This window comes from Aeromonas sp. 96A, assembly GCF_051919165.1.
Taxonomy (GTDB): domain Bacteria; phylum Pseudomonadota; class Gammaproteobacteria; order Enterobacterales; family Aeromonadaceae; genus Aeromonas; species Aeromonas veronii.
This window is the reverse complement of the sequence record NZ_JBQBFE010000001.1, coordinates 1,365,609-1,381,059: the sequence shown is the minus strand read 5'-3', so window position 1 is coordinate 1,381,059 and position 15,451 is coordinate 1,365,609. Positions and strand designations below refer to the sequence as shown.

12 protein-coding genes are annotated in these 15,451 nt (G+C 50.4%); 8 read left to right on the top strand and 4 right to left on the bottom strand.

Translation table 11 applies throughout. The features are described 5' to 3' along the window. Window positions 1-7 precede the first annotated feature (7 nt). The 8 genes from ACTG2W_RS06220 (at window position 8) to ACTG2W_RS06185 (ending at window position 8,978) form a co-directional block, all read left to right on the top strand. Window positions 8-997: a Wzz/FepE/Etk N-terminal domain-containing protein gene (locus ACTG2W_RS06220; protein ID WP_440016106.1), complete on the top strand. Its 990-nt coding sequence runs from the start codon at window positions 8-10 to the stop codon at window positions 995-997. Between the two features lie 127 nt (window positions 998-1,124). Continuing rightward, window positions 1,125-1,376, top strand: coding sequence for a hypothetical protein (locus ACTG2W_RS06215; RefSeq protein WP_106842539.1), 252 nt, complete (start codon window positions 1,125-1,127; stop codon window positions 1,374-1,376). Between the two features lie 85 nt (window positions 1,377-1,461). After that, complete coding sequence (locus ACTG2W_RS06210; RefSeq protein ID WP_128836157.1) at window positions 1,462-2,142, top strand: YjbF family lipoprotein; 681 nt, start codon at window positions 1,462-1,464, stop codon at window positions 2,140-2,142. After that, complete coding sequence (locus ACTG2W_RS06205; protein ID WP_106842541.1) at window positions 2,139-2,900, top strand: capsule biosynthesis GfcC family protein; 762 nt, start codon at window positions 2,139-2,141, stop codon at window positions 2,898-2,900. Before ACTG2W_RS06210 ends, ACTG2W_RS06205 begins: the two co-directional genes overlap by 4 nt. After that, entirely contained in the window at window positions 2,897-4,984 is a 2,088-nt protein-coding gene (locus ACTG2W_RS06200) for a YjbH domain-containing protein (RefSeq protein WP_106842542.1), read from the top strand. Before ACTG2W_RS06205 ends, ACTG2W_RS06200 begins: the two co-directional genes overlap by 4 nt. Window positions 4,985-5,054: 70 nt before the next feature. After that, window positions 5,055-6,128 (top strand): Wzz/FepE/Etk N-terminal domain-containing protein, encoded by a 1,074-nt coding sequence (locus tag ACTG2W_RS06195; RefSeq protein ID WP_106842543.1) that lies wholly within the window; start codon window positions 5,055-5,057, stop codon window positions 6,126-6,128. A gap of 112 nt (window positions 6,129-6,240) precedes the next feature. After that, window positions 6,241-7,956, top strand: coding sequence for a PglL family O-oligosaccharyltransferase (locus ACTG2W_RS06190; RefSeq protein WP_106842588.1), 1,716 nt, complete (start codon window positions 6,241-6,243; stop codon window positions 7,954-7,956). A gap of 611 nt (window positions 7,957-8,567) precedes the next feature. Further along, a complete protein-coding gene (locus ACTG2W_RS06185) occupies window positions 8,568-8,978 on the top strand; it encodes an H-NS family histone-like protein (RefSeq protein WP_005344269.1) in 411 nt (136 codons plus the stop codon). Between the two features lie 534 nt (window positions 8,979-9,512). On the opposite strand, the gene ACTG2W_RS06180 is transcribed toward ACTG2W_RS06185, so the two are convergent. The 4 genes from ACTG2W_RS06180 to ACTG2W_RS06165 form a co-directional block, all read right to left on the bottom strand. Then, entirely contained in the window at window positions 9,513-10,877 is a 1,365-nt protein-coding gene (locus tag ACTG2W_RS06180; protein WP_106842544.1) for an efflux transporter outer membrane subunit, read from the bottom strand. Between the two features lie 2 nt (window positions 10,878-10,879). Further along, entirely contained in the window at window positions 10,880-12,853 is a 1,974-nt protein-coding gene (locus ACTG2W_RS06175) for a MacB family efflux pump subunit (RefSeq protein WP_106842545.1), read from the bottom strand. Further along, complete coding sequence (gene macA, locus ACTG2W_RS06170) at window positions 12,850-14,013, bottom strand: macrolide transporter subunit MacA (protein WP_106842546.1); 1,164 nt, start codon at window positions 14,011-14,013, stop codon at window positions 12,850-12,852. Before macA ends, ACTG2W_RS06175 begins: the two co-directional genes overlap by 4 nt. 250 nt (window positions 14,014-14,263) lie before the next feature. After that, a complete protein-coding gene (locus tag ACTG2W_RS06165) occupies window positions 14,264-15,154 on the bottom strand; it encodes a manganese-dependent inorganic pyrophosphatase (RefSeq protein WP_100646371.1) in 891 nt (296 codons plus the stop codon). Between the last annotated feature and the right edge of the window lie 297 nt (window positions 15,155-15,451).

Below are 15,451 nucleotides of genomic sequence, written 5' to 3'. Positions count from 1 at the left end.
GACCACAATGCTTGGCCTCTTTAACATCCGGTTTTATATGACAAACATAAAAAAACAGCCTTCATTTTCACTGGCTATGCCCCCTGTGGCAGATGATGAGATAGATTTGCGTGAATTGTTCATGGCACTGTGGCGGGGAAAGTTATGGCTATTTATGACCACTTTGCTCGGCGCTGCAATATCTATTGTTATTGCCATATCACTCCCTAATGTTTATCGAGCAGAAGCATTACTTGCTCCGTCATCAGAACAACAGGGGAACGGGCTTTCTGCAATGGCTGCCCAATTCGGCGGGCTAGCCAATTTGGCTGGTATCAATTTGAAGAGTGATAAGGCTGATAAAACGGCGATTACTGTTGAAATAGGTAAATCACGTCAGTTTTTAAGCCATTTTATCCGGGAGCATCAACTGGAAGTGCCATTGATTGCAGCCTCAAGGGCAGACAAAGTAACTGGTGAGCTCATTATTGATGAAGATATTTATGACTTAACTCACAAAAAGTGGGTCCGCGAAGTGCCAAATGGAAAGTCTGTGGAGCCTACGGATTGGGAGCTGGTCGAGGCATTTCGCAAGCTGGCGAGTGTCAGCCAGGATAGCAAGTCCGGGTTGGTGACTGTTGTGGTTGATTTCTACTCCCCACAACTTGCTAAGCAGTGGGTTGACTGGTTGGTTTCAGATCTCAACGCGACCATGAAAACGCGCGATCAAAATGATGCTATCCGTAACATTACTTACCTTAAGTCCCAGCTTGAGAAGACGCCAGTAGCTGATATGCAGAAGGTTTTTTATCAACTGATTGAAGATCAAACCAAAACGCTGATGCTGGCTGAAGTCAACCAGGAGTATGTGTTCAAAACCCTGGACCCTGCGGTTGTAGCTGAAGAGAAATTAAAGCCCAAGCGCGCGCTGATCGTGGTACTTGGTACTGTACTTGGTACTATGTTCGGTATTGTTCTGCTGCTGGTTCGCCACGCTATGCGTCGCAAGGTGGCATAATTGTGGCTTGTGTGGTAGCTATATGAAGCGAGAGTTTGACTCAAACGTATCACGTGATGGCTGGTCAAATTCTCAATTTGGGATTATCCTATATTCTCTTAACTCACTCATGATAAGGAATGTTTGCATGAAAAAGTCTGCTATAACTTTAGCCGCTTTGATGGCTCTGTCAACTAATGCGTTTGCTGCTGAAGAAGTTGCTGCTACTACTGCTACCACTGGTGGTACTGCTGGTGGTGTTGCTGCTACCGGCGCTGCCATTGGCACTACCACTGCCGTTGCCATTGGTGTCGGTGTTGCTGCGTTGACCGCACTGGTCGTTTCTGAAGCTGGTAAAGATAATACCGGCACTGCTACCATCAATACTGCTACCAAGTAATGGTGGCTATTAATTCTTAATATATAGGCTACCTTTGGTAGCCTTATTTTTTAGCATTCTTCTTTTCAAACCGAGCTCTGTTGATATGGTTTTCAATCGTCAATTGATATTTTTAGGATTATTTTTATTAAGTGGATGCTCGACCACTGGGTCAGATACATTTGCAACACTACGATATGCCGCTTGGGGTAATCCAGATGTTGAGCTGACTGCCGAACAAGTGAACAAGATCCCCTACGCTAGCGCCTATCTGCAAGTAGGTGATAACCCACAAGCATTTGTAGTATTAGCATTTGCTGATCCAGATAACTCACTTACCTGGATTGGAGCAGACAAAAATATTTTTGTGACCAAGTATGGACGTATTATCAAGACGGCTGGTCTGGATAATGACCTCTATAGTATTCGTGAGATTGGGGCCAGTTCTGATCCTTTGCGTCTGACGAAGGTATTTTTAACTAATGAGAAAAGCCAGCAAGTCTACCAGTCTTGGTCGTATCGAGGTGAATGGACTAAAGACTACGTAAGCGGCTATCAGGTGCGTGCAAGTGTTAAACCTCCTCAAGCTGACACGCTTGTGATCCTCGGGAAATCTTATCAAGCCTTGCTCTTTGAAGAATTGATTGAGATTCCATCACTCAATCAACAGTGGTTAAACAAATTTTGGGTTGATCAACATAATGGCGAAGTGCTAAGAACAGAACAGCAGCTGGGACCTGATATGCCAGTTATCAAAATGACCATTTTGAAACCATATTTATCATGAAATTGAGAACTCTTTTAGCTTTGTTATTGCCTGCTCTCACGGTGTATAGTGCGGAATCTGGTAGTCAAGTAGATGTGGTTTATTCCAATCATTCAGTTGCCACAGTAAAGTTATTATCTGGGGCTAGACTTGCTGATCTTTTACTATCCTCACAATTACCCTCTGAAACATATTGGCGCAGTGCGCAGATAAGTCATCCTCAGTCTCATGCTAAAATAATAGCAGATAAAATGAATCTGTTGAGTGACCTGAAGGCGTTGCAAGTACACTGGATGCGTGATGGTAACATGGGGGCATGGGTACAATCTTTACAGCAACTTATTATTGAGATTGACCGTCTCAATGTTACAGGGCGATTACCCATAGCTATCGATCCTGTTATCAATCGTGCTCATGAAGATAAAAATCCGCTGTTATCTGGTGATTACACACTGTTTATATCTCCTCGTAGTCAGTTTATCTATTTTACTGGCCTAATTAATGGAACCGCTAGACAACTTTTACGCGAAGGTGCTGGTTTGGCAGATTACTGGCAAGCATATTCGTTGTTAGCGGGGGCCGACTTGGCTCAAGCATATTTGATTCAACCAACAGGCGAGGTTTCGCTGGTGCCTGTTGCTGTCTGGAATCAATTGCATCGTGAGCCGATGGCTGGAGCAACATTATTTGTCGGTTTTGATACAGACTTGTTACCTGCCAAGTATAAGAATCTAAATCTGCGTATTGCTAATCTGCTTGCCAACCGGATACCTGAATGATGATGCCAAGAGTAACGTTTATTGCGCTTTTCGTAAGTGGTGTTGTGCATGCAACAAGCCCCGCTAATGACCCGTATGGCCCATCGCAGAGTGATTTTGGTGGTGTGGGACTGATGCAGATGCCGACTGCAAGAATGGCAAAAGAGGGGGAGTTCAGCGCCAACTATTTTGATAACGATCAATATCGTCGTTGGTCTATTTCTGTTCAACCCTTTGATTGGTTTGAAGCTACTCTGCGTTATACTGATGTGAGAACACAACTTTATAGTCAAAACGAAGATTTCAGTGGTGATCAAACATATAAAGATAAAGGGATAGACTTCAAATTCAGGCTGATGCGGGAGTCTCAATGGACCCCTCAAGTTGCTCTTGGTTTCAGAGATTTGATGGGCACCGGGTTGTTTGACAGTGAGTATATTACTGGCAGTAAGCGCTATGGGCCTTTTGATTTTACTCTTGGCATGGGGTGGGGAAATATGGCCGAAGGAGGCAATATCAAAAATCCATTCTGTGTATATAAAGAGAGTTGGTGCAAAAGAAATGAAGCATTATCATCAGGTAGGACGGGTAAGTTTGAAATAGACAGTCTTTTTCATGGGGATGTTGCATTTTTTGGTGGTGTCGAATATCAGACTTCCTGGGAACCACTCAGACTTAAAATTGAGTATGATAGTAATGATTATAGCCATGAGTTTGCGGGCGATTTTGTGCAAAAAAGTCCTTGGAACTTTGGTGTTGTATATAGAGTTTTAGATAATGTTGATACTCATTTAAATTGGCAGCGAGGAAATACCTTGATGTGGGGGATTACCATGCGAACCAATTTCAATGAACTTAAACCAACATATATTGATGACTCTCGCCAAAAATATCAGGCTGAAAATGTGCCTGATACGGTAGCACATGTAGACTGGAAGCAATTTGCCAGTGACCTGAATAGTAATGCCGGTTGGAAAGATACTGCTATATATCAAGAGGATGCTGCGGTAACGATTATTGCCGAGCAGGTTAAATACAGAAATAGAACTGAATCTACACTCCGAACTGGTTTGCTGGCGGCAAATTATTTACCCGAATCAGTACGTAAGGTGCATGTCCTCGATAGCAAGGATGATTTCAAGCTACAAGAAACGATTATCGATCTGCCATCGGTGCGAGCCGCTAATGTGACCCAGACTTTGGGGCAGGAGCATGAAGCACAGTTTTATACTAGCGCTATCAATAAAAACTATGAGAGTAGCAAGAAAGTATTTCAAGAGGAAAAGGATAGAGTATCATACTCGATCGATCCTGACTTGAATCAATCCTTTGGGGGGCCTGAGTCTTTTTATATGTATCAGTTCGGAATAAATGGTAATGCCAGTTGGCACCTGTCTGAACAGGTATCATTGGATAGCACTGTTTTTCTTAATGTTGTTAATAATTACGATAAGTTTAATTACAAAACTCCGCCTGCTGATGGTGAGGCATTACCACGAGTCAGAACATGGATCCGTGAGTATGTAGATTCATCAAATGTTTTATTAAACAATTTGCAGTTGACTAATATACAACAGTTATCTACAGACTGGTATGGTCAAGTGTATGGTGGTTATCTTGAGATGATGTATGCAGGTGTGGGAGGAGAAGCATTATATCGTCCTTATGGAAAGTCATGGGCGGTTGGTATTGATACCAACTGGGTAAAACAGAGGAACTGGTATAACACCCTCAAGATGGCAGATTACGATGTGGTTACTGGGCACCTGACTGGTTACTGGCAATTGCCCTATTTTGACAACATCACGGCTAAAATTGCTGTAGGGAGATATTTGGCTGGTGATAAGGGGGCGACGTTTGATTTTGCAAAACGGTTTGACTCAGGGGTTATGCTTGGTGCTTATGCCACACTGACAGACGTATCTTCTGAAGAGTATGGTGAAGGTAGTTTCACCAAAGGCATTTATGTTGCAATTCCCTTCGATCTGATGCTGATCCACCCGACAACAACTAAAGGTTCTATTGGTTGGGTCCCGCTCACTCGTGATGGTGGACAGATGTTGTCACGCAAGACTGCGCTTTATGGTCTGACCTCATTGGATTGAGGTCTTAATTGTTTTCTAGCCGACTTATTGTGGTATATTGTTAGAAATTATATTCACATATGGTGATAAAATGCCATCAAGACATGCCTTACCAACGCCTTTGAATGCAACTAGTGATGAGATAAATCTTCGTGAGCTGATTTCTCTTCTCTGGCATAATAAGGGAGCTATATTTTCATTATCTTTTTTATTTTTTTGCATTTCTTCTCTCTATGCTTTATCCGCACGCCAAGTGTGGACAAGTCAAGCGTTGATCAGTCTACCATTGGCTCAACAGGTTGAGTCTCTTGAGTTAAGTATTGCAAAGCTCAAAGCTAGTATTCCTTACTCATTGGTTGAACAACTCGACTTTTCGAGCTTAACACGTGCTGAAATATATAAGAGTTACGTGGTTTCATTTAACAGCATGGACAACAAGAAAGCATTCCTTATAAAAGAAGGTTTTTTTGCTGAGGAAGTTAAACGTGCTGGGATTGAGGATAAAAGTAGTGAGCGAGAATTAATGAATGAGCTTGGTAAACAGATCTCAGCAGTGCCATTGGATAAGACTAGCAGCGATATAAATCTTATTTTTTCTGCAGAAAGTGCTGAGCTAGCTAATGCAAGGTTATTAAAATATATTAATTTTATTCAGTCACAGCAGATAGTAGAAAAAAATAATGAGTTAAGAAGTCTTCTTAGGAATGCAATAAATACGCTATCTACTCAATATGATAATAAAAAGTCTGATGCCCTTAAAACGCTTCAGGATGAGATTGTTAAGACTAAATATGCTCTGATGATTAGTGAGGTAGCCGGTGTTGATAGACCCTTGGAACGTGTGAATTCAGGGGCGATTTTTAATATTGACTTAGGTAGCAAAGGGTTGGCAGAAAAGTTGCGTATTCTTGATGGAATAAAAGAGCCTGATGTATTAAACCCTGAGCTTGCTAAATTTCGTCAGCAGCTAAATAGCCTGAAAGCCTTGACGTTGATAGATGCTGATTTCACATCATTTCATATGATTGACTCCCCCGAGGTGCCTTTTACTAGAGATAAGCCTAAGCGACCGTTGATAGTTATATTAGGCACTTTACTCGGAGGTATGCTGGGTGTTGCGATTGTGTTGGTTCGGCATGCTTTTCGTCGACCAGAGCAGGAATAATTTTTGTGGTTGAGTAGAGGGGGCCATTAGCCTCCTCTTTTTATATATTTCTTCAGTGCTCTTTCAATGTGGGGTTATCCTAAGGAGTCTGGATGTGAACTTAACGCGAATCATGATGGCTATTGGCATGCTTTATTGGTTGCTAGGTATGCATTTTTTCATGCACAACCCGGGTGGTGCTGGGCTGTATCTGCCATTTAACGCATGGGGATGGCTGTGTGCCTCATTCGCTATTGGATTGGGATTGTGGCAGGTGACCTTACGCCAGCGTCTGGTCTTTTCTTCATTACAAGCTGGCCTATGGGTAGGTGCTCTTTTGCTGCTGCTCCCGGTGCTCTATCCAGGTTTTGTATTCAAGGATTATGCTATTCCCCGATTGCTGGGACTTTTTGCTGGTCTGCTGTTTTTGTTTGGTCTCTATCAATGGGGCTTTAATCGGCCGAAGCGTGAGCGCTTGCTCTATCTCATCCTGATTGCGATCGCGATGGAGGCAGTGCTCGGTCTGGTTCAGTTCTATCTGTTGACGCCGGGTAACTGGATTGGCTACGACACTAAAATCAATCGTCCATACGGGATCTTTCAACAGCCAAACGTGATGGCGACGTTTATGGCAACTGGCCTTGCCCTTGCTATCTGGCTGGAATTGCGACGAGAGGGTGGTCGATTGCTGATGGCGTTGCGCTATGGTGTCATTCTATCTACAGCACTGTTGCTGGTTGTGTTGCAATCCCGGGTGGGCCAATTAGGCGGCTTGCTAGCGCTGTTGTTATTGATGCCGCAACTCCATCGCCATCGATTGTTATGGCGTGTATTGGCTCTGGTTATTTTTGCGGTAGCCCTTGGCCTTCTATCACAGTACTGGATGGCAGGAGCAAAGCGCGGATTAGAGATCTATCAGTCCGGTGGATATCGCCCTATCTATTGGATCTATTGCGCCAAACTGATTGCCGAAGCTCCCTGGAGTGGGTGGGGATACGGCAGTTTTGAATCTGTTTTTCTCCATCACTACATGGCTGATAAAGCACTGAATCCGTCTATGGTGCAGATTGAGTACAATCTTGACCACCCCCACAACGAGTTTCTCTATTGGGCTGTTGAGGGCGGTATTGCACCCATGGTCGGCATAGTGATCATGGGGGGCGCATTATTATGGCGTCTGGCGAGTGTGCGTTGGGTAAATGCCATGGGGCTGTTTGCCCTGGTTACGCCGATATTGCTTCATACCCAGACGGAATACCCGCTCTACCATGCGATCGTGTTGTGGTGGCTTTTGCTGACGCTGATTTATATCATCGATACCGAAATTGAAGAGACCAACCTGGCGAGTCAGGGGGGCTCATCATGGTGGGATATGGAGTGCCGACCATGGTTGTTACTGCGATTTATGGCGATCGCTATCCCGCTGCTGGTTGTTCCCTTTATGCTCACAGCAATTCACACCGCATGGGTAGTCACAAAGTACGAAAGAGGTGGGTATAAAGAGCCGACTTTGCTACTTGATATCGTCAATCCCATGGCTTGGTTGACCCGAGTGGAATTTGATGTGAACTCAGTTCGTCTGATGGTGGGCTTGCAGACAAATAACAAGACCGAACTGGAAGCTTATCTGGGGTGGGGGCAGGCATTCGTACGCCATACACCGCGTGCCAACATATACGCCAATATGGTGATCGCGCTTAATGCATTGGGTCGTATAGAGGAAGCCAATGCGATGCGGGCAGAAGCACTTAAGCTCTATCCAACCGAGCCCCTTTTAACTGAATCTGCTTCACAGGCAGTGATTAGCGGTGTTGACCAATCAGGCAAGAATATAACCATAAATAAATAGTGCTATTTGGATACATAGAAAGCCAGCCCTTAAAAACGGCTGGCTTTTTTATTTTTTTTTCCTTCTGGGCAACTAGTATCTGAACAGTCTGTTTTCGGACGTATGCGTCTGTCAAACGGGCGACGAAAAGCATATTTGAAATGTCACACTTTGCTTTCAACTAATTGATTAATATGTAATTTTATTGGTGGCGCTGAATGGGTTGATAGTCAATTGGGAGTATCCCCCTCATCATCAGGTGAAGGGACAGGTTCTAGACGTGTTCATTGCTAAACAGATAGGCACAGTCTTGTCACATGATGTTGAACGTATGGTAGAAATGTGCGCTCAGGCTTATAAAGCAGGCTACCGAGTTTGTTTTGTTGGATGCTGAACTGGAAATTAATGAGTCTTGAAATACTGATGTTTCTTGAACACAAGATGGTAATCACCACTCTACCCAGAAGATCTGCATTCCAGCCAGTTTGTTATTGATAGTGGCAAGCATTCGATCTTGATGGTGAAATTTAAGAAAAAAAAGAACGTTAATATAGAAAAACTGTATGTTCTCGAGAATTGTCCATGCTATTCTGAAACGGTATCCCTGTAACCGACTTTTTTGTGAGGAAATAATGAACGAGTTTCTGAAAGTTCTGCTGAACATTCGCAGTTTGCGTGCGGCTATTCGTGAGCTGCCGTTTGAGCAACTGCTGGAAGCTAAAGAGAAGTTTGATCTGGTTTACCAAGAGCGCGCCGATTCTGTTGAACAGGAGCGTGCTGAACAGGAAGAGCGTCAGCGCAAGCTGAATGAATTCACCGAAATGCTGCAGCAGGCTGGTATTGATCCTCGCGAGCTGCTGGCGACTGCCGCTGCTCCAGCTGCTGCGACTGGCGCTGCCAAGAGCAAGCGTGCTCCGCGTCCGGCTAAATACAAGTACGAAGAAGATGGTCAGGAAAAAACCTGGACCGGTCAAGGCCGTATGCCGAAAGCCATTGCTGCTCAAGTAGCACTGGGTAAAGACCTGAACGATTTCCTGATCTAATTCGTCAGGTTCAGAGATTGAATAATGCCGCCCTTGGGTGGCATTATTTTTTGCCTTTTTACTCGTCGTTATCCAATCCGCCTTCTGCCGCTCTGCTATCTACATCCTCGCTTGTATCCTTTTTACCGTCGTTTTACCGCACTGTTACTTTGCTCAATATCCCTCGCTGTTTGCGATTAATTTTGTCGTGCAGGATTAACTGCGTGATATCGCTATTTGTATGCGTCGTGCAGATATGAGCTTCGGATATGTCGCTCATGATTCACGGGGCGCGGCTCGGCAAGAGCCGAGCTCTCTGCTGATGGAATATCCGGTAACCGTTATCTCCGATCAGGGGGCGTGAGGTAGAGAGAGCAGCAAGGTATGGCCGGGATAGTCAGGGTCGCTGATGCATGTAATTGGCTGCGCTGCCATGACTTCCTCTGATAATGGGCAATGAAGTTCGGCTGCAGTGTGGGAGAGGAAATTCTGTATGGTCTATGGCGATGATATTCCCCACTCTGTAGGCAGAGTGGGGAATAGCTAGGTGAAGCGCTATCGGGGCGCCACGCTATCGCTGCCACCCAGGGCACGATAGATTTTGGCAGTGGTGGTGAGCTGCTCTTTTTGCTGGGCCAGCAGGCTCTGCTGGGCATCCCACAGTCGGTTCTGCTCATCGAGCCAAGCCTGTACACCGGTCGCTCCCGCCTGGAAGCGAGCCTTTGCCAGGCGTTCGGCCTCCTGGGCATAACTCAGTTGTTCCTGCAGATAATCGAGTCGCTGCTGGCCATAGTGGCGGACGGCCAGATTGTCTTCCACCTCCACCAGTGCGGTGTAGAGCTGTTTGCGAAACTCGGTTTCAGCAATCTGGTAATCCAGCTCTGAGCTTTCAATGGCGAGCTGGGTGCGGTTGTATTCGAGGAAGGGGAGGGCAAGGCTGGCTCCCAGCGTACCAACCGGATTTTGCAGCACCTGCGCCAATCTATCGGATGCGGTGCTGGCACTGCCGGTCAGGGTCAGGCTGGGGTAGAAGCTGGTGCGGATCTCATCCCCTTTAGCCAGCGTCTTGCGCAGCCGCAATTCGGCCGCTTTGACATCGGGGCGGCCTGCCAGCACATCGGCCGGAATACCCACCGCAAGCTCAGGAATGGTCTGCTTTGCAAGGGAAGCGGGTGCATACTCCAGCGGCCCGCTGCTGCGGCCCAGCAACAGACGCAGGGCATTGCGAGCTTGCTCCTGCTGCGCCTTGAGGGAGGCCAGCTCGGCCTGTTTTCCGGCCAACTGTTGGCGTGCCTGCGCCAGATCGAGTCGGGTGATGGCGCCAGCCTGGTATTTGGTCTGGGTCAGCTGCTCAGTTCGGGACAGGTTGGCCAACTGCTGTTCTCCGAGCGTGATGGCAGAGCCGAGATAGCCGAGCTGCCAATACTGCTCCAGGGTATTGCCGATCAGCAGTAGTCGGGTGCTGGCGAGATCCTGCTCGCTTGCCGCCGCTTCCCAGCTTGCCTGATCTCGCACCGAGGCAAGCTTGCCCCACAAATCCACTTCGTAACTGAGGCTCAGCGAGGGGCCCAGACTGTTGGTGCCTTTGCCGGTTTTCAGATCCTTGTTGCCACTGGCTGCGATAGTGCCATTGACCGAGGGGGTGAGGTTGGTATCGGCCTGCTCGGCGCCCAGTCTGGCGCTTTTGAGCTTGAGGGCCGCCACATGCATGTCCGGGTTGGCGGCCAGTACAGCCTCGACCAATTTGTCGAGCTGGGGATCATGAAATTCCCGCCACCAGAGGCCAGCCTGCATAGCCAGTTGGGCGCCCTCTGCCTGTTGCCATGCAGGGGCGATCGCCAGCTCGGGTCTTTGATAGGTGCTGTGCTGACTACAGCCGCTGAGGGCCATGCAGAGAGCCAGCCAGGAGAGTTTGTGCATTGTTATTCCCTCGCCAGTGCGACAACAGGGTCGAGCCGCGCCGCATTGCGTGCCGGCAGGTAACCAAACAGGATCCCGATGAGTGACGAGCAGCCAAAGGCCATCAGGATGGAGAAGAGCGAGAACTGCATCTTGATGGAGTCCACCAGCAGTGAAAAGAGCGCACCAATGCCTAGCGAGAGGCCGACGCCGAAGATCCCCCCCAGCAGGCTCACCATCACGGCTTCAATCAGGAATTGCTGCAGGATATCCGACTGGCGGGCGCCCACGGCCATGCGAATGCCGATCTCGCGGGTGCGCTCGACCACTGACACCAGCATGATGTTCATCACGCCCACCCCGCCGACGATCAGCGAGATCACCGCGATAGCCGAGACCATCAGGGTCATGGTGGCGGTGGTTTTCTCTACCGATTTGATTATGCTGTCGCTGCTGAAGGTGAAGAAATCCTTCACCCCGTGGCGCTTGGTGATCAGCTCGATCACCGCCTGCTCGGCCAGTGCCGGTTGTACCCCGTCTTTGACCCGGATGGTGATCTGGCTGAAGTGGTGCTGCGAGATGAGGCGACTCATCACCGCGCTGTAGGGCAGCCAGATATTGACCGACTGGCTGGTGGGGCCGAAGCCGGTCTCCTGCGAAACCACGCCGACAATCCGCACCGGCAAGGTGCCGACCAGTACTACCTTGCCCACAGGATCCTCCTTGCCAAGCAGGCTGGTGATGCTCTTCTTGTCCACCACGGCGACGGCGGCACGCTGCTGGATATCTTGCCACTCCAGTAAGCGACCACTGACCAGCGTCATCCCTTTCACCTTGAAATAGTCGTTACCGACCCCGGTCACGTTGCCGCTGTTGGTCTTGTTGCGGTAGCGCAACTGCCCTGAGCTGCCGATCTCGGGGCTGGCGCCCGCAAGATAGGGTTGCCCCAACAGGGCATCGAGGTCCCCCTTGTTGAGAGTCTGGATGCTGGCCATCTTCTCATCGCCCCATCCTTTACCCGGGAAGATTTCGATGGTGTTGGTGCCCATCGCATTGATCTGGTCGATCACCTTGGCGCGCGCCCCCTGGCCAAGAGCGACCACGCTCACCACGGCGGCGATACCGATGATGATACCGAGCATGGTGAGGAAGGTGCGCATCCGGTGGGCGAGCATGGCATGGATCGCCATCCGTCCCGCTTCCCGATAACGATCCCAGTCGTGACACATGGCGCCTTTAGTGGGCGCTATTTTTTGAGGGGCTACAGCGGTGGCTGGAGCCAACACGGCCGTTTGGCAGGGGCCGCTATCTTGTTCAATCCGACCATCCTTGAGAGTGATGATCCGGTCGGCATGGCTGGCCACGTTCATATCGTGGGTGACCAGAATGATGGTGTGGCCCTGAGCGTGCAGCTCCTTGAGGATCGCCATCACCTCCTTGCCGCTCTGGCTATCCAGTGCGCCGGTCGGTTCATCGGCGAGGATCACTTCGCCGCCATTGGCCAGCGCCCGGGCGATACTGACCCGCTGCTGCTGACCGCCGGAGAGTTGGCCAGGGGTGTGGTAGCTGCGATCGGCCAGACCCAGTCTGCCCAGCATCTGACGTGCGCGCGCCTGGCGATCCGGGCGGCTTGTGCCGGCATAGACGGCGGGGATCTCCACGTTGGCGGCGGCATCGAGATGGGGCAGCAGGTGGTAGCGCTGAAAGATAAAGCCGAAGTGGTGGCAGCGCAGCCGGGCCAGCGCCAACGCATCCATGGTGGCGGTGTCCTGACCGCGAAACAGATACTGGCCGCTGCTCGGGCTATCGAGACAACCCAGCAGGTTCATCAGGGTCGACTTACCGGAGCCGGACGCGCCGACAATGGCGATCATCTCTCCTGCCGTGATAGTGAGATCAAGAGGGTGGAGCACGGTGACTTCGCTGTCGCCGCTCTGGTAGCGTCGCTCGACCCCTTTCAGCTGGATCAACGGCAGCTGGTTCAGGGGCTCACTCATAGCATCACCGCCATCTCATCATTGTCGGCGGGGGCTCCGTGATTGAGCTGCACCTCCTCCTTCTCACTCAGCCCGCTGATCACCTCAATGCGGATCTCATCCTTCATACCGGTTTTGATATGGCGGGTTTCGGTCGTCTCATCGTCCTTGATCACGGTGACTTCATACTCGTTGTCACCCAGCGACTTGCCGAGAGCGGTTTGCGGCACAGTGAGCACCTGCTTGCGCTCGCCGAGCACTATGGTCACCTGGGTGGTCATTGCCACCCGCAGGGTATGATCGGGATTAGGCACATCAAACAGGGCGTAGTAGTAGACAGCCGCATTGCTGGTGGTGGTGCCGGTGGTGGCCTGATCGTTGATGTTGGTAGGCGCTAACTCCACGGCGCGAAGGGTACCCTGATAGCGGGTATCCGGATCGCCGATCAGGGTGAAGTAGACCGGCATGCCAGCGTTGACCTTGGTGACATCAGCTTCGGAGATCTGCGCCTTGACCGTCATGGTCTCGAGATTGGCCAGCTTGAGCACGGTCGGCACCGTCTGGCTGGCAGCCAGGGTCTGGCCCTGACGGGTCACAATGCTGATGACGGTGCCATCCATCGGCGCCAGGATCTTGGTGTAGCCCAGCTCGGTCTTGGCCCGATCAACTTTGATCAGGGCATTGTCGATATTGGCCTGGCTGTTTTGCAATTCGGCGCGGGTGACAGCCAGCAGTGCCTCGGCACTCTCCAGATCGGCCCGTGAGCTCGCCTCCTGCTTGAACATCTGCTGCTGGCGCCGCCAGGCGAGCTCGTTCTGTTTGAGTTGCGCCTGCTTGATCTTGAGCTGGGCGCGGTTGCTGGCAAGTTCAGCCTCGGCCGTCTTGAGGTTGTTCTGGGCAATCAGGGGATCGATCTCGGCCAGCAGGTCTCCCTGTTTGACCTGATCACCGGCCTCGACGGCCAGCTTGGTGACCTGACCGGAGACCTGGGCCCCCACATCAACCTGCTCAACGGCCTGCAGCACACCACTGGCCAGTACGGTTTGGGCAATATCCTCGCGGGTCACCTGAGCGGTCAGCATCGCCTTGGGTGGTTGACTGGGCCAGAGCAGCCAGCCGAGGAGTACCACGGCGATCAGCATGGTGATAGCCAGGGTTCTCTGCTTGGGGGTTATGTTCATCGATCACCTGAATGGAAACGGAAAAGGTTGTGCGCGGCGATTATCCTGCAGCAAAGCCCTGATAAATAACAGCCGCAAATATGTAAGCAAAGTTATGGCGTTAACTGTCAATAAGCCGTGAAAGGAGTAAGCGAGAGACCGCAGTGGTGAGCAAGATGGTCAGCAAGAGGATAGGGAGTGCCGCTGGCGGTGGCGATGAAAAAGCCCTGCGCAGAGGCAGGGCTTTGGAATAGGTGATGGCGAGGGAAGATCAGGCCTTGGCCAGCAGATCCATCACCCAGGGCAGACCCTGCTTCTTGCGGCTGACAAAGCCCGGGTGGTAGCTGGACTCGGCCGGTACTTTGGCGTGCTCGGTAAAGTAGATACGGCTGGCAGCCGCAGTCAGGTCAGTCACCATCAGCACGAAGAAGTCGAGCCCTTCGCTCGCCACGCGCTGGGCCATCTCCTGCTGCAGGGTTTCGATCTGGTCGGCAAGCTGTTGTTCGCTGCCCACTTCGATCTGGCTCATGATGAAGTTCAGACCTTCGGCTTGGAATGCCTTCTCATCCTGCTGCAGCAGTTGAGCCGGAGTCAGGCCGCTCAGGTCGGTTTTCGCCATCAGCAGCTGTTGGCCGAATTCGGCCAGCGATACTTCGGCCAGCGGTGCCAGACGCTCACAAGCGATCTTGTCCTGCTCGGTGGTGGTCGGCGAGGTGAGACAGAGGGTGTCGCTCATGATGGCACCCAGCATCAGGCGAGCCTGGCTGCGGGTCACAGTGCCTTGCTGGCTCAGCAGATCGAAGGCGATGGTGCAGGTGCAACCGACGGCCCGGATCCAGGCATCCAGCGGAGACTGGGTGACCAGAGTGCCGAGACGGTGGTGATCCACCAGACCCAATACATTGGCTTGTGCCAGTGTGGCAGGGCCCTGTTCCAGATCACTGAAATCCACCAGCCAGACATCTTCACCAGTCAAATCTTTGGTCAGCAACTCGGGTTCGCTGACGCCAGCCTGCTCCAGAATAAAACGGGTTTCGGTGCGCAGGTCACCCAGACGCCATGGGGTGGCCTGACGGCCCTGGCCATTGAGCCAGTCGGTGATAACCAGCGCACTGCAGATACTGTCGCTATCAGGATTCTTGTGACCAAAAACGTGGATCATAGACAAAGCCTCACAATTGGATACCCATAAAGGGGGGCAACACTATGCGAAATCCGCCACATGAAGGCAACCGGATCCACGCCCATGTTGCTGCCAGCTTCGCCTAACTCGCCATTTTATTGATCTGGGTCGGTAATCCTGACGCGTGTTCGGTTCTCACTGTTGGCTATTGGCTATTGGCTATTGGCTATTGGCTATTGGCTATTGGCTATTGCGGACTGCGCAGGCAATGGTGCCCGCTTGTGCCTGCGTAGTCAGCATGTTCGGTCAGCCCTGTCAGTCGCCATCGCTGCAAAA

Excerpts from the sequence above, each read along its gene's own strand:
- ACTG2W_RS06205 (WP_106842541.1), top strand. The coding sequence starts at position 2,139 with ATGAAATTGAGAACTCTTTTAGCTTTGTTATTGCCTGCTCTCACGGTG.
- ACTG2W_RS06185 (WP_005344269.1), top strand. The coding sequence starts at position 8,568 with ATGAACGAGTTTCTGAAAGTTCTGCTGAACATTCGCAGTTTGCGTGCG.
- ACTG2W_RS06220 (WP_440016106.1), top strand. The coding sequence starts at position 8 with ATGCTTGGCCTCTTTAACATCCGGTTTTATATGACAAACATAAAAAAA.
- ACTG2W_RS06175 (WP_106842545.1), bottom strand. The coding sequence starts at position 12,853 with ATGAGTGAGCCCCTGAACCAGCTGCCGTTGATCCAGCTGAAAGGGGTC.
- ACTG2W_RS06210 (WP_128836157.1), top strand. The coding sequence starts at position 1,462 with ATGGTTTTCAATCGTCAATTGATATTTTTAGGATTATTTTTATTAAGT.
- ACTG2W_RS06165 (WP_100646371.1), bottom strand. The coding sequence starts at position 15,154 with ATGATCCACGTTTTTGGTCACAAGAATCCTGATAGCGACAGTATCTGC.
- macA (WP_106842546.1), bottom strand. The coding sequence starts at position 14,013 with ATGAACATAACCCCCAAGCAGAGAACCCTGGCTATCACCATGCTGATC.
- ACTG2W_RS06215 (WP_106842539.1), top strand. The coding sequence starts at position 1,125 with ATGAAAAAGTCTGCTATAACTTTAGCCGCTTTGATGGCTCTGTCAACT.
- ACTG2W_RS06200 (WP_106842542.1), top strand. The coding sequence starts at position 2,897 with ATGATGATGCCAAGAGTAACGTTTATTGCGCTTTTCGTAAGTGGTGTT.
- ACTG2W_RS06195 (WP_106842543.1), top strand. The coding sequence starts at position 5,055 with ATGCCATCAAGACATGCCTTACCAACGCCTTTGAATGCAACTAGTGAT.
- ACTG2W_RS06190 (WP_106842588.1), top strand. The coding sequence starts at position 6,241 with ATGATGGCTATTGGCATGCTTTATTGGTTGCTAGGTATGCATTTTTTC.
- ACTG2W_RS06180 (WP_106842544.1), bottom strand. The coding sequence starts at position 10,877 with ATGCACAAACTCTCCTGGCTGGCTCTCTGCATGGCCCTCAGCGGCTGT.